The 22,868-nt window shown below is 36.0% G+C and carries 25 protein-coding genes and 1 pseudogene; 21 read left to right on the plus strand and 5 right to left on the minus strand.

Going from position 1 to position 22,868, the window contains the following annotated elements; genetic code table 11:
* The first annotated feature begins 201 nt into the window (after positions 1 to 201).
* The 5 genes from M72_RS10155 (at position 202) to M72_RS10175 (ending at position 3,418) form a co-directional block, all read left to right on the plus strand.
* Positions 202 to 786 carry an accessory gene regulator B family protein gene (locus M72_RS10155; protein WP_055068142.1) on the plus strand — a complete coding sequence of 195 codons (585 nt, stop codon included), beginning with the start codon at positions 202 to 204 and terminating at the stop codon, positions 784 to 786.
* On the plus strand, positions 783 to 932 hold the full coding sequence (locus M72_RS10160; RefSeq protein ID WP_055068143.1) for a hypothetical protein: 150 nt from the start codon (positions 783 to 785) through the stop codon (positions 930 to 932). Before M72_RS10155 ends, M72_RS10160 begins: the two co-directional genes overlap by 4 nt.
* Before the next feature lie 238 nt (positions 933 to 1,170).
* The gene (locus M72_RS10165) at positions 1,171 to 1,812 is read left to right on the plus strand and encodes a hypothetical protein (RefSeq protein ID WP_261291816.1); all 642 of its coding nucleotides are present in this window, start codon (positions 1,171 to 1,173) and stop codon (positions 1,810 to 1,812) included.
* Positions 1,813 to 1,850: 38 nt separating this feature from the next.
* Positions 1,851 to 2,330, plus strand: a complete 480-nt coding sequence (locus M72_RS10170) for a hypothetical protein (RefSeq protein ID WP_055068145.1) — start codon at positions 1,851 to 1,853, stop codon at positions 2,328 to 2,330.
* A 719-nt stretch (positions 2,331 to 3,049) separates the two neighbouring features.
* On the plus strand, positions 3,050 to 3,418 hold the full coding sequence (locus M72_RS10175; protein WP_055068146.1) for a hypothetical protein: 369 nt from the start codon (positions 3,050 to 3,052) through the stop codon (positions 3,416 to 3,418).
* Here the strand turns inward: M72_RS10175 and M72_RS10180 are convergent.
* The 4 genes from M72_RS10180 to M72_RS10195 all read right to left on the minus strand — a co-directional run bounded on the left by M72_RS10180 (position 3,415) and on the right by M72_RS10195 (position 6,446).
* Positions 3,415 to 3,984 (minus strand): accessory gene regulator ArgB-like protein, encoded by a 570-nt coding sequence (locus M72_RS10180; protein ID WP_055068147.1) that lies wholly within the window; start codon positions 3,982 to 3,984, stop codon positions 3,415 to 3,417. The two genes, M72_RS10175 and M72_RS10180, sit on opposite strands and share 4 nt — an antisense overlap.
* 35 nt (positions 3,985 to 4,019) lie before the next feature.
* Positions 4,020 to 5,018, minus strand: a complete 999-nt coding sequence (locus M72_RS10185) for a sensor histidine kinase (RefSeq protein ID WP_261291817.1) — start codon at positions 5,016 to 5,018, stop codon at positions 4,020 to 4,022.
* Positions 5,019 to 5,326: 308 nt separating this feature from the next.
* Positions 5,327 to 6,070: a LytR/AlgR family response regulator transcription factor gene (locus M72_RS10190; protein WP_055068149.1), complete on the minus strand. Its 744-nt coding sequence runs from the start codon at positions 6,068 to 6,070 to the stop codon at positions 5,327 to 5,329.
* Positions 6,048 to 6,446 carry a helix-turn-helix domain-containing protein gene (locus tag M72_RS10195; protein ID WP_055068150.1) on the minus strand — a complete coding sequence of 133 codons (399 nt, stop codon included), beginning with the start codon at positions 6,444 to 6,446 and terminating at the stop codon, positions 6,048 to 6,050. Before M72_RS10195 ends, M72_RS10190 begins: the two co-directional genes overlap by 23 nt.
* 234 nt (positions 6,447 to 6,680) lie before the next feature.
* Between M72_RS10195 and M72_RS10200 the strand changes: the two genes are divergently transcribed.
* From M72_RS10200 to M72_RS10265, 15 genes and pseudogenes are all read left to right on the plus strand, one after another.
* Positions 6,681 to 6,827 (plus strand): cyclic lactone autoinducer peptide, encoded by a 147-nt coding sequence (locus M72_RS10200; protein WP_055068151.1) that lies wholly within the window; start codon positions 6,681 to 6,683, stop codon positions 6,825 to 6,827.
* Between the two features lie 437 nt (positions 6,828 to 7,264).
* Positions 7,265 to 7,570, plus strand: coding sequence for a helix-turn-helix domain-containing protein (locus M72_RS10205; RefSeq protein ID WP_138347343.1), 306 nt, complete (start codon positions 7,265 to 7,267; stop codon positions 7,568 to 7,570).
* 236 nt (positions 7,571 to 7,806) lie between these two features.
* Positions 7,807 to 9,321 (plus strand): radical SAM protein, encoded by a 1,515-nt coding sequence (locus tag M72_RS10210; RefSeq protein ID WP_055068152.1) that lies wholly within the window; start codon positions 7,807 to 7,809, stop codon positions 9,319 to 9,321.
* Between the two features lie 63 nt (positions 9,322 to 9,384).
* Positions 9,385 to 9,594 carry a hypothetical protein gene (locus M72_RS10215; RefSeq protein ID WP_055068153.1) on the plus strand — a complete coding sequence of 70 codons (210 nt, stop codon included), beginning with the start codon at positions 9,385 to 9,387 and terminating at the stop codon, positions 9,592 to 9,594.
* Positions 9,595 to 9,786: 192 nt separating this feature from the next.
* Positions 9,787 to 11,607 (plus strand): ABC transporter ATP-binding protein, encoded by a 1,821-nt coding sequence (locus M72_RS10220; protein ID WP_055068154.1) that lies wholly within the window; start codon positions 9,787 to 9,789, stop codon positions 11,605 to 11,607.
* A gap of 44 nt (positions 11,608 to 11,651) precedes the next feature.
* Complete coding sequence (locus M72_RS10225; RefSeq protein WP_055068155.1) at positions 11,652 to 12,767, plus strand: insulinase family protein; 1,116 nt, start codon at positions 11,652 to 11,654, stop codon at positions 12,765 to 12,767.
* A 321-nt stretch (positions 12,768 to 13,088) separates the two neighbouring features.
* Positions 13,089 to 14,414 (plus strand): transposase, encoded by a 1,326-nt coding sequence (locus M72_RS10230; RefSeq protein ID WP_055068156.1) that lies wholly within the window; start codon positions 13,089 to 13,091, stop codon positions 14,412 to 14,414.
* Positions 14,415 to 14,676: 262 nt separating this feature from the next.
* Positions 14,677 to 15,276: a VanZ family protein gene (locus tag M72_RS10235; protein WP_055068157.1), complete on the plus strand. Its 600-nt coding sequence runs from the start codon at positions 14,677 to 14,679 to the stop codon at positions 15,274 to 15,276.
* An 11-nt stretch (positions 15,277 to 15,287) separates the two neighbouring features.
* Complete coding sequence (locus M72_RS17375) at positions 15,288 to 15,431, plus strand: hypothetical protein (protein ID WP_206541827.1); 144 nt, start codon at positions 15,288 to 15,290, stop codon at positions 15,429 to 15,431.
* Positions 15,432 to 15,806: 375 nt separating this feature from the next.
* Positions 15,807 to 16,028 (plus strand): annotated as a pseudogene (locus M72_RS10245) (IS1380 family transposase); the annotation flags it as partial.
* A gap of 447 nt (positions 16,029 to 16,475) precedes the next feature.
* On the plus strand, positions 16,476 to 17,561 hold the full coding sequence (locus M72_RS10250) for a transposase (protein WP_082413878.1): 1,086 nt from the start codon (positions 16,476 to 16,478) through the stop codon (positions 17,559 to 17,561).
* 382 nt (positions 17,562 to 17,943) lie between these two features.
* Entirely contained in the window at positions 17,944 to 18,411 is a 468-nt protein-coding gene (locus M72_RS18255) for a DUF6431 domain-containing protein (RefSeq protein ID WP_206541828.1), read from the plus strand.
* 74 nt (positions 18,412 to 18,485) lie between these two features.
* Positions 18,486 to 18,716 (plus strand): hypothetical protein, encoded by a 231-nt coding sequence (locus tag M72_RS17690; RefSeq protein WP_243130534.1) that lies wholly within the window; start codon positions 18,486 to 18,488, stop codon positions 18,714 to 18,716.
* Positions 18,716 to 19,750 carry a DDE-type integrase/transposase/recombinase gene (locus M72_RS10260; protein ID WP_243130533.1) on the plus strand — a complete coding sequence of 345 codons (1,035 nt, stop codon included), beginning with the start codon at positions 18,716 to 18,718 and terminating at the stop codon, positions 19,748 to 19,750. The genes M72_RS17690 and M72_RS10260 overlap by 1 nt, the downstream gene beginning before the upstream one ends.
* The gene (locus M72_RS10265; RefSeq protein WP_055068161.1) at positions 19,750 to 20,556 is read left to right on the plus strand and encodes an ExeA family protein; all 807 of its coding nucleotides are present in this window, start codon (positions 19,750 to 19,752) and stop codon (positions 20,554 to 20,556) included. The genes M72_RS10260 and M72_RS10265 overlap by 1 nt, the downstream gene beginning before the upstream one ends.
* Before the next feature lie 442 nt (positions 20,557 to 20,998).
* Here M72_RS10265 and M72_RS10270 read toward each other — a convergent pair whose 3' ends face one another.
* A complete protein-coding gene (locus M72_RS10270) occupies positions 20,999 to 21,739 on the minus strand; it encodes a transposase (protein ID WP_055068162.1) in 741 nt (246 codons plus the stop codon).
* A gap of 344 nt (positions 21,740 to 22,083) precedes the next feature.
* On the opposite strand from M72_RS10270, the gene M72_RS10275 reads away from it, so the two are divergent.
* Positions 22,084 to 22,866, plus strand: coding sequence for a toll/interleukin-1 receptor domain-containing protein (locus tag M72_RS10275; RefSeq protein ID WP_055068163.1), 783 nt, complete (start codon positions 22,084 to 22,086; stop codon positions 22,864 to 22,866).
* The last annotated feature ends 2 nt before the right edge of the window (positions 22,867 to 22,868 follow it).

Genomic DNA, 22,868 nt, shown 5'->3' on the forward strand with positions numbered 1-22,868 from the left:
GAAAGCCGGGTACAAAATTTGAAGGTCGCTTTCAAAATGTGAAACTCGTTTACAAAACGGGAATCTCGGATGACTATTGAGCAAAATAAGTGGATCTAAAACTATTTAGTGCCGTTTTCTGCAATAAATAGTCCATTTTCTGCAAACTGTCTTGATTTTTTTCACATATGCTTCATACTGAATAACTAAGGAGGCATGTTTATGATAGAGAAGATGGCATTAAAGATAGTCAATCAAATGGAGAAGCAGAAAATAATAAGCAAATCAAATTGCGAATATTACGAATACGCCTTAATAGCTATGGTTGAAAATGCTATAACGGTGGGAACCATGTTGCTTTTAGGGATGCTTTTTGGAAAAATTCTGCAAACGATTTGTTTTCTGCTGTTCTTTCTTTCATTACGGAAACGTACAGGGGGATTTCATGCGGATAAGTTTTGGCAGTGTTATTTAGGTACGGTCATAACGTTTATTGTGGTTATACAGGCTACGCCTAGGTTGTGTGGAACTCCGGCTGTCATGTATGGAATGCTGTTCCTTGCAATAATTTTAATCTATATAATGGGAACAATAAACCATCCCAATATGGATATGGATAAGAGCGAGTTGCAAGAGTCTAAGAAAGCAGCAAGACTGGTGGTTTTAATGGAAGTAATGATAATTGCTGTCTTAGTTTATCTGAAAGCAGATATTTTGTATATTGGCTATATGTCAGTGGCTGTCATATTATGTGCAATCTTGATGTGTCTGGCAAGAATAATAAAACAGGAGGTAAGGGTAAAATGAATGGAAAGGAAAAAATCAGCGTTAAGGCGTTAAGGGTAGTGGAGAGAATTGCCCGTAATGAGGTTGAAAAGGTTAGGTGTGGATGGCCCCCAATTTGCTCTGGAATCGGTCATCAACCGAAAAGACCGAAGCGGAAAGAAAATTAAGATTTGATAAATTAAAAATTGCGTTGAACAAGAAAATTAAGTATAAGAAAAAGCCTTTCAGAAGTGTATGGTGTGTCTGAAAGGCTTTTTTAGTGCCATTTTCTGCAAAAACAGTCCACTTTCTGCAAGGGTAATTGACCTTTAACTATGTTTTGCTATTATGAAACTAGGAAAATTATAATTGTCAATGATATGGTGGAAATGGATTTCAAATTATTTTATCAGGAGGAATAATGTTATGCAGGTAACTAGAGATAATTATTCACAATATGCTCAAATGGTTCAGCAGATGATTGGGAAAAAAGTAAGTTCAAATGATCCGTTAGCACAATGTGATTATGGCAATTTTTCATTAAGGTTTAAGCCTGTGGATATTAACTTTACCAAACCGAACTGGGATACTATCATGACAAAGCGAGATAAACCTGCGATGTCAGAGGAAGAATTTGAAGAAGCAATAAAGGAGCTTGCAAGAAAAGAATTTGCTAATGGAAAAAGGGATGATGATGCTTACCGAAAGTTGTGTATGCAGCATGGAGAAATAGTATCCCCTGATAGAAAAGCTATATATGAAGCAAGCATGAAAAAAACTGGTGGTAAAATGAATGCTGCATGTATGTTTTGGGATTCAAAGGGTAATAAAACGCTTTCTTATAATCCAGAGTCAAGAAACTGGAAAGCTATAAGTACAGATGAAGAATTTGCGAGAGCAAGAGTATTTACGTCAATTTATAATGATGAGTTGGCTCGTTTGAAAGAAGAGTATGGAGAAAAAGCGAAAGGAAATGTTTCTTATAGTAAAATAAAGGCAGATATATCCGCAGAGTTCTCAAAAGGAATGAGTAATAATGAAGGGAATACAATAGATTATTCTATATAAAAAGCTAAAATGTTGAAGATACGAATAGGAGGATGCATATGCGTAAGTTAAAAAGAGTTTTGTCATTTATGTTAGCTGCCATAATGATGATTTCTATGAGTGGAATGAATGTTATGGCGGCAGAACAGCAGGAAACAAGAGAAGGGTATGTTGAAATTGCGCTTGATAATGCAGCAAGCACCTATGCTACAAATTATTATTCAAAAGGGCTTGTTGTATTGAATATTGCAACGGCTGGAGTATCGAACGAATGCAGGATTACTTCAGGAAGTGTTCCTGATGGTGCTACAATCACGAAAGTGGAGTTAAAAGGCACAAAAAGTACAGGCTCAGGAACTGTGTATTGGTATGTGGAACACGAAGCATCTGGCAGAGTTGCAAGTAAAAGATTCGCAAGTCCGGCAACATTTACAGAGTTTAATGGATTGACGGCAGACAGCGCATGGGTTGTGTGGCTTGAAGGTGATCCTTGGTCAACAGTAAGGAATGGCAGCATTAAAGTATACTATAATTACTAATCTGATATTGGCTTTTATATGGAAATTATATTGTATTTAAAGGGTGAGATGTTTTAACATAGCACCCTTTAAAATATATTTTATTATAAATGTCTATTAAGAGGAATTTGCACAAAAAAATTCTATCATTTTTGCGTATAATCTTTTGTATAATGCTTGCGGTGTTAGCATTAGTAGCAGAAGTGGTGTTAAAGGGAAATATTATGAATAAAGAAGAAATCAATACAATATCAAACTCAAGTCCCACTATAGCAAAGCATTGTCGATATTAAGTCGTCAAATGGTACTGCATTAAGAATCGTAACTATCACATTAGATTTCGCTACTTCGCTACTCTCTATATTGTTATGCGTATTTTTTGTATAGATTTTTTCGTTAGTTTCCTGCGGTTTTGTAACAGAGCAATTTGTATTCGATGATATATTTGCAATATGGATTTGTATTTAGTAAATAAGTGATTAAGTAAAAGAAAAAGCCTTTCAGAATGGTATGGTGTCTGAAAGGCTTTTGCCTTTTTCTGCAATACAAAGCCATTTTCTGCAAAGGAAATGATATTGATATGCTTTTCTGCTATGATTAATGTGTATGTAAATAATTTTATGTATATAGGTTTACGCATCGGTTAAATTGTTTGTATAAATTAAGTAAGGGTTAAAAACTTACATTAATGAAAAATGTGGCTTGCACACATTTCTGCATTAGACCAAGGAGAGTGAGAAATGGATAAGTATAAAGAACTGATAAGCCTTTTTTCGGATGTCCTCGAAAAATCGAAGGATTACCATATTGCATATATCTATCAGGTGGGCTATGTGTCTTTGGTTGGCTTGCTGAGCAAAGAGGAAGGACAGAACCGGTCAATGATAGTTGATGAAATATTTTCCTCCCCGGAAGAAATGGCAGAAAGTCTACTGCGTAACTGGCGTTGGCAGTGGTTTTATGAAAATAGGGAATTATTGCCACGAAAAGATTATGATGATATTTGCAGACTCGATGACGAGCTGCCGGACAGCCTGCGGGATCAATATAAGCAGGATATTCTAAGCTGGCAGGAAAAAATACAGGCGGTCTTACAAAAAGAAAGTTAGGCCTGTTTGTATATTAGGCGTCCGATGAGGGAAGTAGCAGATATAAAAACAAATACGATTGCCTGAAGGAACATATACCTTGTGTTTTGGGTAAAGATGAAAAATAAAGCAAGGAAAAAGCTGATGAGCATCGTAAAATAAGTTCTCTTAATGAATGTGCGGTTTTCCTGTGCATCAACTTTCCGATTTGGATGATCAACTGGACCGATGACCAGTATCAGTACGGCGGCAAACAGATACAGTGCAAAAGAGATCGGAATAGATATTGTTAAATATTTTACTGCCAACAGGGAAAATGTGAGTATAAAGCAGGAACCTATAAAACAGGCAAAATATGTTTTCATATGCAAGCCGCCGCCGTAGGAGCGCATAGGAATAAAGAGCAGGAAAAAGAAAAGGCATTCAGGCAGCATACCGAGAAAAAGTGCTATTATAATGCTGCATATGGTACTCACAGACAACTCTAAAAAGCATTGAAAACCGTACTGATAGATTTCAATTAATTCTTCAGTAATTATCTTTTTTTCATATATGTAATTGGTTAATTTCTTCGCTAAATATTCCATGACAGCTCCTTTTCAAAATTCAAAATCGATCTATGCTACTTGGCGTTCTCTGAATATGATCCATACATGACGATGATAACCTGAAATATATTGTCATTGTCCGTTATATCCATTTGACCGTGATAATTTTCGATGGCATGGTTTATGGATGAAAGTCCGAGACCGTGATATATGTTATCGCCCTTTGTAGTTATGTAATGACCAATAATATCTTTTTTGCGCTTTGCCTGATAGTTGTTTTTTATGCATAGCTGAAAGATGTCTTTGGCATAGGAAATATCAAGGCTTATAAATCCTTTTTCGTCTGGAATATTTCGGCAGGCTTCCAGTGCGTTTTCCAGTAAGTTTCCTAAAACTATAGCTAAATGTCCGCTTTCAAATGGAAGGGAAGCGGGTACAAGAACATTGACATTAAACTGTATATTATCCTTTTGTGCTGCAGCATATGCATGATTGATTAAGGAATCAATGACTATGTTACCGCTGTGGGAAATTTCCTCCGGACGATCTCCGGCGCCGACATCTAACATTTGCATTATGTATTTCTCTGCCTCACTGGTCTGTCCTGTCTGAACCATTCCGAGAAGACTGGAGAGATGATTTTTCAAATCATGCCGCAATCTGCGGATTTCAAGGTAGAGACTCTCACGTTCTTCCGCCTGTTGGCTGCAAAGTTCCAGTTGCTGCGCATACAGACGGTTTTGCCCACGCAGTTCAGCGTTCCGGCTGATCCAGTCGTAGACCTCAAAGATAACATAGTTTACAATCAGCAGCAGGAAACTCGCTGTGACGGAGAATATCATATATTCGTTATGGACAGCCGCAATAAGAAATATGTGGTGCATCATATAGATACTGCTGACTGGTATCAGTAAAATGCTCAAAAAGTAAAGCAGGGGAATTTCAGAATAGTGGTTATCCTTGATGCAGTGACTTATGATTACTGATAACAGCAGCATACACATCTTGGATATGAAACTTCCGGCATCCTGAAGCGTTCTGGAATCAAAACCCATAGACATTAGTATCATCATGACAATAACTTCTACTAACATCCATACTGAACATATCAATAAGGAAAATATACAACGCTGTTTGACACTCCTCTTGCGAGTAGCTGAGCTGATCATATATATCAGCAGGACATTCCCGAACAATAGCAGATGTGGCGGGAATATGGAATTGATATTGTTTATGATCAGAAAGACATAATATATGCCCCATTCTATGCAGCTTTTTAAATTTTCATTTGCCGGTCCCAAAAATACTTTCATGTATTTTCGTATAATGAGAAGGTGGAGCAGCGATAGGAGCAGTTCGGGGATTATCGTTAAATATTCCGTCATTCTTCTATGACCGCCTTTCCGCCTGCAATTTTACAAAGTTGTTGGCGCACGTCCTTCTGCCGATCCTCGCTGATTTTCAATTCTATTTCTTTCCCCATGAAACTGATAGTAATATTAGAAAAATTCATTTTCTTAACATAGTCGTAATTTACTAAAAAAGACTGGTGTATACGCAGAAAATATTGCCTGCTTGTCACCAGTTCCTTTTCCACATTATTGAGCTTTCCATAAAAATGTTCATCGGAACCGTCCTTAAGGTGGATATAAACGATTCTGTTATTGCTTTCAAAATAAACAATGTCTCTTACAGGCACTTTCCGAATTTCCTTGTTGAATGTAAATTGATAGAATACTTCTGTCTCATTGATGCGTTTGCAAGATTCCTTAAAATAACGAGCAAACTGGACATGGTCTAAAGGCTTAGAGAGAAAGCGGAATGGCTCTACTTCAAACAGTTCCTTTAAATAGTTGTCATAGCCCGATACATAAATCAGCAGTACGGTCCGGTCTATTTCACGGATGCATCGTGCAGCCGTTATTCCGTCTACCTGCTCCATTTCAATGTCAATAAATATAAGTTGATAATGCTCACCGTTCTGAATGCTATTCAGAAGGGTTTTGCCGTCAGAGAATACTTCGGTTTCCACACGGATACCCAGCTTCCGGCTTTCCTGAAACACCAGAGTTTCAATTTCTCCAGTAAATTTTAAATCATCATCACATATTGCTACTCTTAGCATTTTTCCTCTCTTCCTTTGCAGATCCTTCCCCGCTTTCCTTTTGCGCCTGCTCTAAGCGCTCAAGTATGCAGCGGAGTGTCTTTTGGTTGACTTCGGTCAGGTTCTGATAGCGGATAACAATATCATAACATCTATCCATTTCCTGGTTCATACGGTACTGTCCGTTATAATCACGTTTTACATCTGAAATCCCAAGTATGTAGTCGGTGGTAACATTAAACTGTTTCGATATTTCTATGAGTAAATCAGAAGGAATATCATTAGCGTTGTTTTCCATTCTGCTTACCGCTTGTTGTGTAGTTCCAATTTTTTCGGCAAGGGCTTCTTGGGACAAGGATAAATTCTTTCTTAATTCACGAATGCGATTATTTTCCATATGTACAACTTCCTTTCATGTACCATTCTTACATAAATATCTAAAATATACTAACAAGCTAACAGTGTAAATAAAATACACACATAGCGGTAATTCAGACGGATATGCAATTTTAATATCGGTATGGAAATAATTGGGGAAAAATTACATGCTGTGTCGGAATTTCAACATTGAAGGGGAAAAATCTGCAAAATAAGCTATACTTGCAATTAAAATGAAATGGAGGTGTGTTATATGGCAGGCAGCAAAAAGAAAAATATTGCAGCAACAATTTTGGGAAAAGTGGCACTTAATTCTGCAAAAGCAGCAGCAGACAGCAGATGTATGTATTGTCTGCATCAGCCCAAGCAGCCGGCAGGAATAAAAAAGCTTTCCAGATAAGAAGGCTGGCATACGGAAGAAAATGCTGCCATATGTGTGAGGAAACTCATATATATGGCAATATTTTTAAGAAAAGAGTTTGGTCAATTCATTTTCATTGTAATGAACTTAAAAATATACAGTAGACAATCTGTACGGTAAAACGAAAAAATACACGAATGATATTCAATATTTAAAACTCATGCGCGTGTTTTTATGCGCAAATATAGGACAGAGATATATTGTATATTTTTGTGTTAGTGGCATATGGGATAAGGAGGTATCCCAATTCAATAAAAAATCATACTGGAGAAAGAATACATATGAAAGGGTGCGACCTGACATAATGTATTCTTTTTTATGCTTGTCGAAATATACCGCTTTATGTCTGGGTTTGTATCCGTGGTCCTCCACTTAGTTCTTCATTTCAAAAATAAATTAGAATGGAGAATAGATGAATGAGGGATATAAGATATATTATTGCGGACAATGTGAGATTATGCCGGAAACAAAGGAATTTAACGCAACTCGAACTTGCAGAGAGAGCGGATCTCTCGGTTGACTCTATAAAACGGATTGAGAGTGGAATAAGCACAATGTCATTAGATGATTTTTTAAGGTTATTGGACACTCCACCATCATTCTTGCTATATGAGCAGGTGGATAAGATACCGGAGGTAGAACGGATACAGTGTATTTTAAAAGGAAGGAGCGAATGCCAATTTGTTACATATGCTGAAAGAAATGGCAGGAAGCATGGATAAGCTTTGTTTATGAGATGAAAAGGACACATGTATTATATGCCTTTTTTGATAAGGCAAATTGTGGAGTGATTTAAGAGTAAAGGGAAAATTACAAATTAACTCGTAAAAATTACATGCAGTCGTACAAGACATTAAAAAGGTGATAGAGTCTGATTAACAAAGAAAGATGTATGTTGAGAATATTACTTCTTTTTTTAAAAGGGAGATATATAGAATTAAAAGTGAGGATGTGTAGAATGAAAAGACCTAAATATTTAGAGGAAATTTCCAAGGATTTAACACCAGACAGGTTTGGAATAACATTCAGTACAAATAGTAAAAATTATTTTTATGACAGGGGTACCAATAAAGTTATTGAATGTAAAAAGTGGGAGCAAAATTTTATTTTTGATCTATTACAGGGGCATTCTTTACAAGAAATCGAAGATAAAGTATTGGCTACAGGTATTGAAGACAAGCAGTTGGAGCGTTTTTATTCAGAAATAGAATATGAAAATTTATTGAAAGCTCCAGTATATTCAAAAATTAATAGTTTATCTGTTGAGGAATTAAAGGAGGGAGTAAATGGTTTATCACAATTGATTTTAGAATTGACTGAAAAATGTAATTTGAGATGTAAATATTGTATATATAATGAAGGGTATCAGCAATTTAGAAACTTTGATTATAAAAGTATGTCATGGGATACTGCTAAAAAAAGTATTGACTATGCATGTCTGCATTCAGGAGATGAGGTTTCAATTACCTTTTATGGCGGAGAACCTTTATTGAATTATGATGTATTGAAAAAAAGTATAGAGTATAGCATTTCTAGCATGCCGGATAAAAAACTAAGTTTTTCATTTACAACTAATTTGACATTAATGACTAAAGATAAGGCAGAGTTTTTTGCATCTCAAGATAATATTTATATTTTATGTAGCTTCGATGGACCAAAAGACATACATGATAAATTCCGTATAGGGGTTGATGGACAGGGGAGTTTTGATAAAGCTATAAGTGGCTTAAAGTGTTTGATAGAAGCATTTGGTGATAGAAGTAAAGAGTGTATAGGAATCAATGCTGTAATTTGTCCACCGTTTTGCTTTGAAAAATATGAAAAGGTCATGCGCTTTTTTAGAAATTTAAATTGGTTGTCTGATGAATGCCAAATTAATTATGTATATGTTAGTGGTGGAACCTTGAATTTGACCGATGTCGAAAAAAGGGAAATTGAAAAGGAAAGTGAAAAATATACATATGAATTAATACAAGATTGGCAATTTTCATATAGAAATGATGAGGATATGAGCCAAATGGTTGATCAATATATAAAAACAGATTTACGGAGGATACATGAGAGATTAATTACATCAAAACCAATTGAGGTGTTGCCTTGTAATGGTTGTTGTATACCAGGAAGAAGAAGATTGTATATAACCGTAAGCGGAGAATTTCAAATATGCGAAAAAATGGGGAAATCCATTCCATTGGGTAACATAGAAAACGGTATTAATATTGAGCAGGTATATGAAAAATACATTAAAGAATATGAAGATAAATCACTTCCTGAATGTTCAAAATGCTGGGCATCAGCTTTATGCGGAATGTGTTATATTATGGCATATGATGAGAAGGGGATTAACATGGAAAAGAAAAGAATTTCTTGTTTAGGACAAAAAGCAGCAGCGTTGGATAATTTGAGAAAATATCATATCTTGTTAGAAGAACAACCAGAGAGAATAAGAAGATTATTTGCAAATAAGGAATGAATCAAGTATAAGTTAATCTTATATTTCTTATATTTGAAATATTTGAGAAAGGAGGAAAAAATCATGAGAGTAGTCAATCCAATAGGGAAGAATGTAGTCGATTTTAATTCTGAAGTCAACTACACAGATTTGCTGCGTGCGGGTTGCATTTGCTCCGGTTCAAGTGCAGTTTCTAATAAGGAAGCAAAGTATGACGGAGATCCGTGCAACTGCTATTGCGCTGGCGATGACAAGAACCGTCAGGCAAATGACACAAAGGCGTACGTCCATTAATAGCAAGGAATGTACATCCTAAAGTATCGAAACTGTCATAGATAACATCTGTGGCAGTTTTGACTATTTTAAGATATGCTTATTACGCAATCTGCAAATTTGAATAAGATATAATATAGTATTTGTGACAGTTAATGTTAAACATAGATTGGTTATTATATATATCAGGGCATTTTAAACAGGAGAAATAATATGCTTGCAAAAATAAAAAGGGAGTCTAAAAAAGGTAAAGAGAGTTTATCGAAGCTTATTCACATAATGGTAAAAACATATATACTTATTTGGGATGGTTCAAAAAAATACATGTTTTTATCTTTTGCGTTTACTATTTTTAGCGGAATACTTGTTCCCGTAACTAGTATTATATGGGGAAGGTTTATTAACGCTGTTACAGATGCTTTAGCCAATAATGAAATATCTAATGCAATATATTGGATGATATTATCAGTATCAATTAATATTATAATTGGAACTATTGGTTATATAAAACATTATTTATCTTATATGGAAGCACAATGTATGAATCGCTATATTTCAAAAATTTTATTTGATAAAATGAGAAGGGTAAAAGTATCAGCGTTTGATGATAGCAATTTTTATAATTATGTGCAAAAAATAAATAATGAGTCTGTCACAAGAACATCTTCTATAATGCAAACATCTTTAAAGTGCGTTGAAAGTATCGTATCTATAATTAGCACGCTTGTAATTTTTATCAAATTTGATTTCGGTATTATTATTTATTGTTTTTTATCTTGCCTTCCTGTGTTGTACATTAATATGAAAATTGCAAAGAAACAATATGATGTGTACAATCATCGTTTTGAAAAGCTGAGATACATAATTAATTTAAAAAATATTTTTACAAGATATGAGTGTGTAAAAGAATTGAAAGTATACCGATTACATGAATTTATAAGTAATAAAATATTAAACTATAATGACAAATTCATAAATGAAGATAAAAAAATAAGATCACGATTTACGATAGAGAATGCAATAGCTGATGGTGTAAAAAATGTTTTATCTGGGGCGTTGAAATTTTTGGTTTTAATTAAAACGATAGCAAATAGGCTTCAGATTGGTCAATTTGTTACTTATATTCAATTGCTTGATCAATTACAGGTTGACATATCAATTTTATTTAATGTTGTGCAATCTTTTTTTGAAGATGGATTATATATTGATGATTTATATAGATTTTTGGATGATCTTAATATTGAAGAAAAAAAAGGAGGGATAAATTTAATTGGCGGTATACAAACAATAGAGTTTATAAATGTCAGCTTTAAATATCCGGGATTAGAAAGGTGGGCTCTAAAAAATATAAGTACTAAGTTTTGCCAAGGAGATTTTTATGCTTTAGTTGGAATAAATGGAGCAGGAAAAACAACATTCATAAAGTTAATTCTAGGATTATATGAACCGACAGAGGGAAGGATTCTAGTTAATGGCATAGATTTGAATCAATTAAATAAAGAATCTTATTTTAAAATGTTTGCAACGGTGTTCCAGGACTTTATCAAGTACCCATTTAATGTGTACGAGAATATTGGAATAGGATTGATAGAAAATATTGATAACTGTGAGGAAATAGAACAGGCTGGAATATTGTCAGATATAGATTCGATAATTCAAAGATTACCTTCTAAATACAACACCAAATTACTGAGGGAATGGAACGAAGCGGTTGATTTATCGCATGGTCAATGGCAAAGAATTGCTTTAAGTAGGGCTTTTTTTAATAAAAATGCAAATGTTGTAATTTTGGATGAACCTTCCTCCGCTCTTGATCCGGAAGCAGAATATAACATATTCAGAAAATTTGAAGAAATTTCGGAACACAAGATGAGAATCGTAATTTCGCACAGGTTATCTAATATAAAAAAAGCAACATGTATTATTTTGTTAAAAGATGGAGAAATAGTAGGAAAAGGTGATCATCAGGACTTATATGATAAAAATGAAGATTACCAAAAATTGTATGACATGCAGGCGGAAGGATATGTATAATATTAGCTATTAGATTTCCTAAAACGCATGATATGAGGTTAGGTATGAAAATAGAATATATAGGTATTTCAGATGAGAGAAAAGAAGAAGCACAAATAAGGTTATGTATAAAATCGGGATCTGCAAATGATGTTGCTGGAAAAGAGGGAACGGCACATTTGTTAGAACATATAAATTTGCTGTTTGATAAATTGGGAAAGTATGGAAGTAGGAACGATCTTAAGGCAACAGGTTATACCGATTTTTTTAATACAACATACGTTTTTGATACCGTTGATGATGCAATTCATATTTATCGTGTCTTCGAGATAATAAATCGAATTATTGATGGATGGTTTATAAATCAATATGATATCAATTTAGCTAAGCAGGATATAAAAAAAGAAATTAGTGAAATTGATGTAAACCCAATTGTTAAAAAAATCATAGAAGGTTCTCAATTAGAAAGAAAAGATCCAAGAAATAAACAAGTAAATGTTGACAATATAACAATAGATGATATTTACCAATATCTACATAAAAATTACGAAAAAAATAACTGCTTAATTCTTATAGAGAGTGGTTTGCCTAGACAAGAAATTGAGGAAGGCGCTGAATTACTATTCCCTTGTAGAGAAGATGCAGTAAAAGACAATAGTATATTTTTAAATTGGAATGATTTCAATTATAAAGAAAGTAAAAATGTAAAAGGAATTATTTTTAAACTAAAAAAAACAACGGAACAATATGGGAATGGTTTTTGGGAAGTGAAATGGATTCAATGGATATTAGAACAATGTTTTATAGATATGTGTAAAGGCACGCCAGATGGAGTAGAGATATCTGAGATGTTATTTTCTCCTTATGAATTTCTATTTGGAATTTTTGATGATTCAATTTATTGGAATGAAAATATTAAAGAAAAGATAGGAGGTATGTTAAAAGGATGTTTAGACAAAAAGACAAAAGATAGTTGTTATCAAATACTAATTAGCAGAGCAAAAAGTGATAGAATTTTAAATCAAATATTAGTGCGTGAAAAAGAGTATATATATAATCGAAAATTGATATTGAATGACTGGGATGATGTATTTCAGCAGATAAATGAAATGAATATACATAAAATGATAAAATATTTTGAAGAGATATTATATAATGAAAACATACTGCTGTTAGATTGAATTTTATGTATTTTCAAAAATGTAATTTTTTAGGATATATTTTGACGAGTTTATGAAAAATGCAGGTCGTTTTAAGGAGGTTAAAAGTGACAAACATGATTTTTGCCTTTACTTATTTTGGCATGCAATATAAAGGAAAAGCATATATCGTGTCTTACAAAAAAGCTTCAATATTCTTTACAAAAAGCTTAATATTTCGATTTCTTATAAAAGGCCAGCTTTGAAAGGTAAAAATAATTTACACTAAATTTATTGAGTTTAAAGCTTTTTCCTTTGCGATAAGGTACAATAAAAGAAAAACTTTGTCGCAGAGGAAGAAAAATGAGTAGAAAACAGGAAAGAGCTAAGAAAAAATTGGAAAAGAATCCAATTGCTGAATGTAATAAGATTCAAAACAAGTATTATCCAGAGTTGTTTGCCAAATTTGCTGACGTGAATGATCCTCGAAATCAAAGTTATATTGATTATCCAGTCAGGGTCATGCTTGGAACTATGTACTACAAATGCATAGGTGGAATTTCAAGTATACAGGAAATGACACGGAAATTTAATGATGACGAAGTTGTAGAAAATCTATACTTGTTCATGGGCGAGACAAAGAAGGAGTATCTTCCTCATGGTGTTACAGAGAATGAATTTTTGGCAAGACTGAACCCGGTGGAACTGGAAAAAATGCAGAAAGATATTGCTTATTCTATGATCCGCAGAAAAACATTTGATGGTGCCAGAGTGTTGAAAAAGTGGCAGATCATTATTGATGCCACGGAACTGGATGAGGGATATCAGAAAAAGAACGAATATTACCTGAGCCGCTGTTATAATCGTGGAGAAGCAGATGAATTTACGAGGTATCACAGAAGCGTACTTGAAGTAAAACTTTATCTTGGAAATAACCTTGTATGCAGTATAGCGTCTGAACCAATCCAGAATTCCGAGGAATATATCAATCAGAGTGAAGAAAAAGTAAAACAGGACTGTGAAAGCAAAGCATTTATCAGACTTGCAGAAAAGATAAAGAAACGGTTTCCGAGACTTCCGGTCGTCATAACGGCAGATGGATTGTATGTTAGCCAGAAAGTTATACAGACCTGCACAGATAACGGCTGGGATTATATCGTCCGTTATAAAGAGGGAAGTGCATCATCCATAGCAAAAGAATATCAGTCATTGCCGGAAAAAGAAAAAATAGGTTCAGAAATAGAATATCAGAACCAGATCATATTCCAAAGCTTAGATGTAAATCTGATATATTATACAGAAAAGAAAATCAAGTCAGATGAGAAAGAACAAATAACAGAGTTTGCATGGATTACAAACATTACAATTACAAAAAGCAATGCCAGAAAAATAGTAAGTGCTGGAAGGAGCAGATGGAAAATAGAAAATCAAGGATTTAACAGGCAGAAACATTGGCAGGGAAATATAGAGCATGCATGCAGCTGGAATGAACAGGCACAAAAGAATCATTACCTGATGGAACAGATAGCAGATTTCATAAAGCAGCTGTATGAGTATTATTATTTGGAAAAAAATGAAATAAAAAAACTGCAAAAAAATATATCTCCTGAATTGTTAGCCAGCTTTGGACGGCAACTAACGAAACCAGAAGATATAAAAGCTGAGCTGCATAGCGCAGTTCTAAACTGATTTAATTTTAGCAAAGAAGGTGAGGTCTGCCAAGAGGAAAATACAAATTTATACACATTTTTTTCATAGAGGAATAAGTGTGATCATTCAATGTTGATAACTTCCTTGAATTTATAATAAATGTATAAACATGTGTATCTTCCAAATTGGCAGGCTAAAAATTAAATTTACCTTTCAAAGCTGATAAAAGGCTTAACTAGTAGAAAATTGAAGTGATATATGCTACAATGTATACTAATAGCATGTTATGGAGGATAAAAAGATGTATCGAATTTTTTTTATTTTATTGGATATCATAGTTGTGGCAATTTTTACGGTTCCAATAGGATTTTTTTTCCAACATTTTTTCACTGAGAGAACAAAAAAAAGGAAATTAATTTTTATATTATTTTCATTATATTTGATAGCAGTATTTTCTGCTGTAGGTATTCCTGATATAAGATCGCTAGTATTTGACCCTTCTCTTAACATAATACCGATAATAGATATTACTAATAGTCCTATTTCATATATTAGAAATGAACTTTTAAATATTTTACTTTTTGTACCGTTAGGTATTTTCCTTCCTGTGATTTGGAGTCAAGATTTATTTACATTAAAGCGTACGGTTGTATTTGGGCTGGGATTATCATTTTTGATAGAAGTTTCGCAATTGTTTACTTTCCGACTGACAGATATTGATGATATAATAACAAATGTATTAGGAACAGCATTAGGATATTATTTGCTATTATATTGTAAAAAACATTGTAATATAAAAACAGATATAGTTGATGGGAAAATAAGCGCAAGGGTAGAACTATTTGTTTTGTTTTTTTATACTACACTGATAATGTTCTTTGTGAAACCGTATATTAGATAAAATTATTTTAAATGGATATTTGTAAGAAAGTAGATGCCTCTTTCTATAGCGGTTCTGATTTTGTAAGTGCCATTCCATTCTTCAGTTCCACGAGTGGTTTTGGGATAAGCACGAAGATTCTTTCCCAGATAGACGTAGACCATCCGACCGCATGATGAAGAAGTACAAGGATTTTCACAATAGCAAAGTCTGTGATATTTTTCGGTGGTATCATCCCGAATCCATTTGATTTTTGGACAGACGAATTTGTATGATGCCATTTTGATTTCAGCCGTTGTAGAATTTCCGATATTTTTATTTTTGGCGGTTTACACTTATTGTAGACATCAAGTTGCATAACTATAACCTTATTCCGTGAAACTTACCATAGTGTTACATCCCGTTTTTTCAGCAATAATACCTGCTGGAAACTGATTTTCGCAATACATTTTATTTCACCCACCAGGTTAAACAAAATTTTGTTTTTTTACTGTATCATCATGCATTATCCTGTATAATGAAAGTATCAAAAGACAGGCGGAGGCAGTGCAATGAAGAAAATACACATTGAATTCAGCGATGAGCGGCTCATTACTCCCAGTGGTCTGGTATTCGTAGGGCAAATACTTGGAAAAAGCAGTTTTGTTAAAAAAATCAACCGTGCTCCAATTTCAAAAGATTATCTGCAGAAACAGATAAAAAATGGAGACGTGCTCCTCACCTATATTGGTATGCTCTGTCAGGGAAAACCCCAGTATGAGGCTGTCCGTGATAAGTATAATTTGCTTGGCAAAATGCAATTTTATATAGATAGGTAGTCATTTTGGATATGTGTATTGTGCCGCCTATTTATTTAGAAATACAAAAAATGTAGATGGTGTGAAATAGTAAATATTACCTACAATAAAAACAGCCTGAAATAATTGTAAGAATTTCAGGCTGTTTTTGAGTCTGGTTTCAAGTCAGAGGATTTATTTTCTGGAATAAGCAATGACTCTGTTTTATAAGATGCTATACGTTACTGTTCAGACCACAATGTCATTTAGTTAGTGTTGTGTATCTAAAATGGTTAGATTTCCAATTAGGGTCTAACCATTTTTTATAAAATGGTTGACAAATACACTAAAATGTGCGGCCGCTCTCGTTATTATTTGTTTTTAAGGTAACGAGAGCGGCTCTTGAATTAGTAATATATCACTTTTTCAAGGAGGCACACCATTATGATCCATCAAAAAATCAAAGATCTGTTTCAATCGTCTGTTGAACATATTTGTTCTGATATTTCAGATTATTCCGTTCATCCGGATATTGATTTCCAAAGAAACCAAAAGCTCTCAGCCCAAAAACTTATCTCTTTTCTCGTTTCACAGGGGTCTTCATCCACAAAAGTTGAAATGCTGGACTTTTGGGGACTGGACGATTCTTCCCTGCCCACTTCTTCTGCGCTTAACCAGCAACGTCAAAAGCTAAAACCAGATGCCATGGAAGCTGTGTTCAGACATTTTAATTCATCTGTCATGGCATTGGTTCCCAATACTTTAAGTGATGATAAATACCGTTTTCTCGCTGCTGATGGTTCGACCTGCACTTATTTCAGCACACCATGTTTCTCGTCCGCTGACTATTACTGCTCGCCGGGAAATTCTATCAGAGGGGTCTACAGCATGCATTTGAATGCTTTTTATGACCTTACAACACACACTTATACGGATGCCCTGATTCAACCGGTCCATTGTAAAAATGAATTCAGTGCTTTCTGCGACATGGTTGACCGCCATGAAGTCATCGAAGGAAGAAAAAACATTTATATTGGTGACCGTGGCTATTGTTCTTACAACAATATGGCACATGTGCTGGAACAAAATCAGTTCTTTCTGTTCCGTACCAAAGATATCCACTCCAAAGGTCTGGTTGGTAATTTTGACTTCCCAGAAGAAGAAGCTTTTGATATTGATGTCAAAGTTACCCTGGTCCGAAGCCATTCCAGGAAAATCCCGGTCAATCCTGGCACATACAGACGATTTGTGGATCGGGCGTCTACGTTTGATTATATCGCTTATGGCAGTTCTGACACCTATGAGCTTGCATTTCGGATTATAAGATTTCCTCTCAGCGAGTCAGCCTGTGAATGCATCATTACGAATCTGCCACGTGATGAATTTCCACCGGAACGCATCAAAAAGTTGTATCATGCCAGATGGTCAATTATGCCGATATCTGCATGTCACGCGTCAAATTATAGTTCCCACCTACGGCAAATATACCGCAGAATAAATTCGGTATCCCCTTCATACCGTCTGTCTTAACGTGCTGTTTTCTACGGCACGTTTTTATCTGCCCTTGACCATTCCTTTTCATTTCACTATAGTTTTTTCGTAAACATAAAAAAAGAGAAAGAACACCCCGATCAAAGTTCGTTCTTTCTCTCATACACCACAGGAGCTGCACTACAGGTCCGGTGCAGGATCAGGCCCTAATTAATGGTTGCCTGTATTATGAGCAGTCATCCTGATGACATTTACTATGATAAGAAAAAACTTACTTTTTTGCAAGATAACTCGTATAAAAACTTCATCAAAATCTCTTTTTGACTCTTACATGTCCCGTTTTAAGCCCGGTCAGGAAACCTGTCCCGTCTGTGGCAGCTTGGGGAACTGCCGCATCCATGCTTATTATGGCAGACACCTCATGGACTTTATATCCAGCAAACCTGTGAAATCGGATATTTGTGTCCTCCGGGTTTGCTGCGGCAGCTGCGGGCATACCCATGCCATTCTTCCGGATGTCGTTGTCCCTTACTCCGGTTACAGCCTGTTCTTTCTCCTCCGTCTTCTCGGTGAATACTTCTCGGGTCTTTTTCATGTCGAAGAACTGTGTGAAAGATTTGGGATATCACAAAACCAGCTCTATCAATGGATTTCTCTCTGGCGCATCCATAAGCAGGAATGGCTCGGGGTGCTTGCCGATATGGAAGTCTCTGACTGGCTTTTCCTTAAGGAACTTTTGTCATACAACAGGTATTCCTCTTTCTCCATGGGGTATGCCATTCAGTGTAATAACTCATTTATGCAGTCCCATGCCAATCCGCCACCTTCCGGCTCGAAAACCGCACAATACCATCAGCTTATTTATTCCCCGGATATCTCTGTATTCTGACCACACAACCATGGGATGGCTGTGGAATTCCCCCTGTTTTATGATGGATAAAACGCCATAAGGAGGACTTTTTCATGAGCAAAGAAACCGAAACAATGAAACATAACGCTGAAGTGGCACAGTTCCGCTTCGCCCTGATCGCCCCTGTCATCCAGGGGCTTTTTCCGGATGCCTCAGCTACTGCCTACTACAAACGGGTCAGTGCAGCACCGCTTATGCTTCCAGAAGGAACATCCGTCAAATACAGCTATAAAACCCTGGAAAATGGAAATCCCTGTACAGCACCGGAGGGCTTGATTCACTGATGCCTGTATCCAGGTCTGACAAGGGCACATCCCGTTCACTGAATGATGAGGCAGTTGCAGAAATCTACCGGATCAAAAAAGAGTATCCACGCATGAATGCAACGCAGATCCATGAACGTCTGGTACAGGAATCCTTCATTCCCGCAACGGTCAGTGTTGACTCCGTCCAGCGTTTCATCCGCCACAACGATCTCAAAGCAGCCAGGGATCCAAATCTCCGTGACCGCAAAGCCTACGAAGAGGACGCTTTCGGAAAGATATGGCAGGCAGACACCTGCTATCTGCCATACATCACAGAAAACGGCCATTCCCGGCGGGGCTACTGCATCATGATCATTGACGGCCATTCCCGTCTCCTTGTCGGCGGCGGGCTGTTTTACAATGACAATGCATACAACTTCCAGAAAGTACTTAAAAATGCCATTGCCGCTTATGGGATTCCTGATAAACTCTATGTTGACAATGGCTGCAGCTATTCCAACGAACAGCTTTCCATGATCTGTGTATCCCTTGGGATCCTGCTTCTGCATACCCGCGTCCGTGATGGGGCCAGCAAAGGCAAGGTAGAACGCCATTTCAGGACGCTCAAAGAGCGCTGGCTTTATACCCTTGACATGGATTCCATCACATCGCTTGCACAGTTTGACGCAATGCTGAAGGACTACATGCGTTCCTACAACACCACCTTCCACCGCGGGATCAATGGAATCCCGCCTGACCGTTACCGGGCATCAAAGGATCATCCAAGAAAACCGGCATCCAGGCAATGGCTGGACGACTGTTTTTACAACCGCCTCTCACGTAAAGTCCGCAAAGATTCCACGATCACCATTGACAAAGTCTGCTACGATGTACCGATGCAGTTCATTTCTGCAAAAGTCGATGTACACTTCCTGCCGGATGACATGGATTCTGCATTTATCCTCTTTGAAGGGCAGAAATTCCCGATCCGCCAGACAAACCGCAACGAGAACTGCCACACCAGACGTAACAACCCAGTGATCAATTACGCAAAGATGGGAGGTGCATCCTGATGTTTAATTCTTTTTACGGTCTGTCATTCAACCCTTTTGACAAACAGCAGCTGAAAGAAACGGATCATTTCATTTCCAAAGACTTTACGGAGATGACCAGCCGGCTGGACTATCTCAAGGATATCCGTGGCATCGGCGTGTTTACGGCACGCCCCGGGATGGGAAAATCCTACTGCCTCAGATGTTTTGCCAAAAGCCTGAACCCAAGCCTTTTCCACATGGAATACCTGTGTCTGTCTACAATCAGTGTTGCAGACTTCTACAAACAGCTCTGCGCCATACTTGGGGTTCCCGATAAAGGCGGTAAGACCGTCATGTTCAAAGCCATCCAGGAACAGATCACATACCTCTATAAAGAAAAGCGGCAACCCCTGCTTCTGGCAGTTGATGAAGCGCAGTATCTGAATACCGGGATCCTGAATGATATCAAGATGCTTATGAATTACGGCTATGACTCGGTGAATTATTTCACCCTGATCCTCTGCGGGGAATCCCATCTGAATGATACGCTCCGCAAGCCGGTCCATGAAGCCCTGCGCCAGAGGATCACCGTCCACTACAACTACAGCGGTCTTTCTGATGGGGAAGTATCAAAATACATCCTTCATAAAATCCAGCTTGCCGGTGCTTCCGGCACCATCATTGATCCGTCCGCACTTGCGGCTGCCCACAGTTTTACCCAGGGTAATCCACGTCTCATCGACAATCTCATGACCGATGCACTGACCATAGGTGCCCAGCAGGATAAAAAGGTCATTGATGCTGAGGTGATCCGTGCTGCCGTCGATAACCAGGGGCTTTATTAATGAAGTTTTCAATGTCCTTTTCAAGACCATGGCATGTGTCATGGTCTTATTTCAAAAGCAGAGGATTTGCCTCTGAAATAAGACTACAACAGTGTGCTGTCATTCCGCTTAGAATCTGCGGTAAGTTCCGATCCGGCACAATCGGGTAGGGCGATATACCGAAAATAAAATGCAGTTAGCACCTACCACAATATGCCGTCGGACAATCTGCATAATTGACCAGCGGAGATTGTAACAGTATTTTATATCGTCCGGTGTAAAGTCTTCTTCGGAAAGTGTAGTGATAATATTTTCAAAAACACCATCGGATACTTCAACGCGGACGATTCTTAGTTTCAGCAGATATTCATCGGAAATATCAGCTGGATTAAGATAGTCGAAAGCTATGTTTTTACAAATATAGCGGTATTGTGATTCTTTTTCGGGATGTTTATGTTTTTTTTTAAGATTGTGTTCTGGTCAGAATCAGCTCTATGGTTGTATCCAGTTTGTCAGGAAGAGTCCCGACGCCAAGAAAACGCTGTACATTCAAATCCTTAGCACGAATTAAAAAATCAACATTATTTTCGATTGCATGGGCAAAAACGTTGTAACTGGAAAATCCCCTGTCAGCAATGAAAATGGGGGACCCCCCATAGGCATACCGATCCATAAGATTGCAGATAGCTTGAAACTCATTTTTAAGACGCCCAGGCTGGACTTCTAAATCAAGGTACCGCTTAGAACATACCTCATATAAAGAGATGGTATGAACCATATTAAAACCGGATACCGATTTACCATTTGGTTCGTGGAAAGTATCTGCATCTTTAAGATTTCTGGCAATGTTAAATTCAGAACTATCACACGCAATAAGATAGTATTTTCCGCGAAATTTTTTTAAGGGGAATTTAAGGTTAAATTCCTTGAGAAGGTGACGGAATGCAGAAACGGAAAGTTTGGAACGTTGTTGATAAAAAGCAGAGCCAGTAGGAACTGAGAAATCATACTCAAAAAATTTGAGAAGTTCATGATTTAGGCTTCCGCTTTCCATAGAAATGATCAGATGCATCATTTTCTTAAAATCAAGTTTGCGTTTGCGGATAAAATCCTTATCTGGATTTTTTACAAAAGAAGAAAGTGAGCGGGACATCTCATCAATAATGTCCCAAAGTGTAGTTTTGACAATTTCAGGAAATGTCATAGGTAAACCTCCTTGAATCAGAATGAAATATAGTTCTAATTCAAGGGCCGCTCTCGTTACCTTAAAAATATATCAGCAACGAGAGCGGCCGCACATTTTGATTGATGTGTCAACTATAATTTATAAATTTTTGTTAGAGGTTTGCCTCATAGTGAACCAATAAGCTTAACTAAGTGACATTGGGTCTGAACAGTAACTTATTTCATGCCTTATTTTGTAAAAAAAGTAAATTTTTAATGATAAACAAATGAGGGTGTGATATAATAATATGAATAATCCAATATTATCCGTCAAAAACAGATACAGAAGAAGTTACATATAATCAATATATGGAGATAATATTTATGAATAATACAAAAGAAATTTTTGATTTTTTTATTTCTCATAGTAAAGAAACCAAGCAATTAATAGTCATTCCTCTAGCTCAATGCTTGAAAAGTATTGGCATTGATGTATGGATAGATCGTAAAGAAATATTAGTGGGTAACCATATTTATTCTGAAATCCAAGATGCTATCACACGTTCCAAATTTTGTATTGCAGTAATTGACCAAAGTTTCTTAAAACGCACTTGGCCAATGAAGGAACTAGAACTCTTTAATAAAAAAAATAATACGAGTATCATTCCTATCTTTGTAGATTTAGAAAAAGCAATTGTGTATAACGAAATTCCGTGGTTAGATGGAATTGCATTTGAAAAAATGCATACTGAGCCTTTTGACTTAAATGTTCATATGAGTATCTTTTGTAGAATTATAAGTCGCCTTTTTAAAGATAACAATACTAATAAGAATTCAATTGAAAAAACTTTTGAAAGTATTACGAAATACGATTTTCCTTGTAAAGAAACTTTATCATCACTAATATATTTTTCTAAATATAATTCTTCCAATCTACGATTAGCAAGTATTGATTTATGTAATATTGGTGGAATAATATATGCTATATCAAAAACATACTCTATTCCTAATAATGTTATTACTCAGATGTTTCTATTTAGCAATATTCTTAGAGATTATTGCTTTAATGTGAATTTCATACCAGATTATAATATTTATATAGGAATGTATAATGCTATAGTTGCATCATTAACACAACTAGATTTGCTTATACAAACTATTGTATAATA

Origin of the sequence: Roseburia faecis (assembly GCF_001406815.1) — a bacterium.
GTDB lineage: Bacteria > Bacillota > Clostridia > Lachnospirales > Lachnospiraceae > Roseburia > Roseburia faecis.

Excerpts from the sequence above, each read along its gene's own strand:
- M72_RS17690 (WP_243130534.1), top strand. The coding sequence starts at position 18,486 with ATGAGCAAAGAAACCGAAACAATGAAACATAACGCTGAAGTGGCACAG.
- M72_RS10175 (WP_055068146.1), top strand. The coding sequence starts at position 3,050 with ATGGATAAGTATAAAGAACTGATAAGCCTTTTTTCGGATGTCCTCGAA.
- M72_RS10225 (WP_055068155.1), top strand. The coding sequence starts at position 11,652 with ATGAAAATAGAATATATAGGTATTTCAGATGAGAGAAAAGAAGAAGCA.
- M72_RS10165 (WP_261291816.1), top strand. The coding sequence starts at position 1,171 with ATGCAGGTAACTAGAGATAATTATTCACAATATGCTCAAATGGTTCAG.
- M72_RS10215 (WP_055068153.1), top strand. The coding sequence starts at position 9,385 with ATGAGAGTAGTCAATCCAATAGGGAAGAATGTAGTCGATTTTAATTCT.
- M72_RS17375 (WP_206541827.1), top strand. The coding sequence starts at position 15,288 with ATGGATATTTGTAAGAAAGTAGATGCCTCTTTCTATAGCGGTTCTGAT.
- M72_RS10230 (WP_055068156.1), top strand. The coding sequence starts at position 13,089 with ATGAGTAGAAAACAGGAAAGAGCTAAGAAAAAATTGGAAAAGAATCCA.
- M72_RS10195 (WP_055068150.1), bottom strand. The coding sequence starts at position 6,446 with ATGGAAAATAATCGCATTCGTGAATTAAGAAAGAATTTATCCTTGTCC.
- M72_RS10200 (WP_055068151.1), top strand. The coding sequence starts at position 6,681 with ATGGCAGGCAGCAAAAAGAAAAATATTGCAGCAACAATTTTGGGAAAA.
- M72_RS10205 (WP_138347343.1), top strand. The coding sequence starts at position 7,265 with ATGAGGGATATAAGATATATTATTGCGGACAATGTGAGATTATGCCGG.
- M72_RS10235 (WP_055068157.1), top strand. The coding sequence starts at position 14,677 with ATGTATCGAATTTTTTTTATTTTATTGGATATCATAGTTGTGGCAATT.
- M72_RS10155 (WP_055068142.1), top strand. The coding sequence starts at position 202 with ATGATAGAGAAGATGGCATTAAAGATAGTCAATCAAATGGAGAAGCAG.
- M72_RS10185 (WP_261291817.1), bottom strand. The coding sequence starts at position 5,018 with ATGATGATACTAATGTCTATGGGTTTTGATTCCAGAACGCTTCAGGAT.
- M72_RS10190 (WP_055068149.1), bottom strand. The coding sequence starts at position 6,070 with ATGCTAAGAGTAGCAATATGTGATGATGATTTAAAATTTACTGGAGAA.
- M72_RS18255 (WP_206541828.1), top strand. The coding sequence starts at position 17,944 with ATGGACTTTATATCCAGCAAACCTGTGAAATCGGATATTTGTGTCCTC.
- M72_RS10220 (WP_055068154.1), top strand. The coding sequence starts at position 9,787 with ATGCTTGCAAAAATAAAAAGGGAGTCTAAAAAAGGTAAAGAGAGTTTA.
- M72_RS10265 (WP_055068161.1), top strand. The coding sequence starts at position 19,750 with ATGTTTAATTCTTTTTACGGTCTGTCATTCAACCCTTTTGACAAACAG.
- M72_RS10180 (WP_055068147.1), bottom strand. The coding sequence starts at position 3,984 with ATGGAATATTTAGCGAAGAAATTAACCAATTACATATATGAAAAAAAG.
- M72_RS10170 (WP_055068145.1), top strand. The coding sequence starts at position 1,851 with ATGCGTAAGTTAAAAAGAGTTTTGTCATTTATGTTAGCTGCCATAATG.
- M72_RS10250 (WP_082413878.1), top strand. The coding sequence starts at position 16,476 with ATGATCCATCAAAAAATCAAAGATCTGTTTCAATCGTCTGTTGAACAT.
- M72_RS10275 (WP_055068163.1), top strand. The coding sequence starts at position 22,084 with ATGAATAATACAAAAGAAATTTTTGATTTTTTTATTTCTCATAGTAAA.
- M72_RS10210 (WP_055068152.1), top strand. The coding sequence starts at position 7,807 with ATGAAAAGACCTAAATATTTAGAGGAAATTTCCAAGGATTTAACACCA.
- M72_RS10270 (WP_055068162.1), bottom strand. The coding sequence starts at position 21,739 with ATGACATTTCCTGAAATTGTCAAAACTACACTTTGGGACATTATTGAT.
- M72_RS10160 (WP_055068143.1), top strand. The coding sequence starts at position 783 with ATGAATGGAAAGGAAAAAATCAGCGTTAAGGCGTTAAGGGTAGTGGAG.
- M72_RS10260 (WP_243130533.1), top strand. The coding sequence starts at position 18,716 with ATGCCTGTATCCAGGTCTGACAAGGGCACATCCCGTTCACTGAATGAT.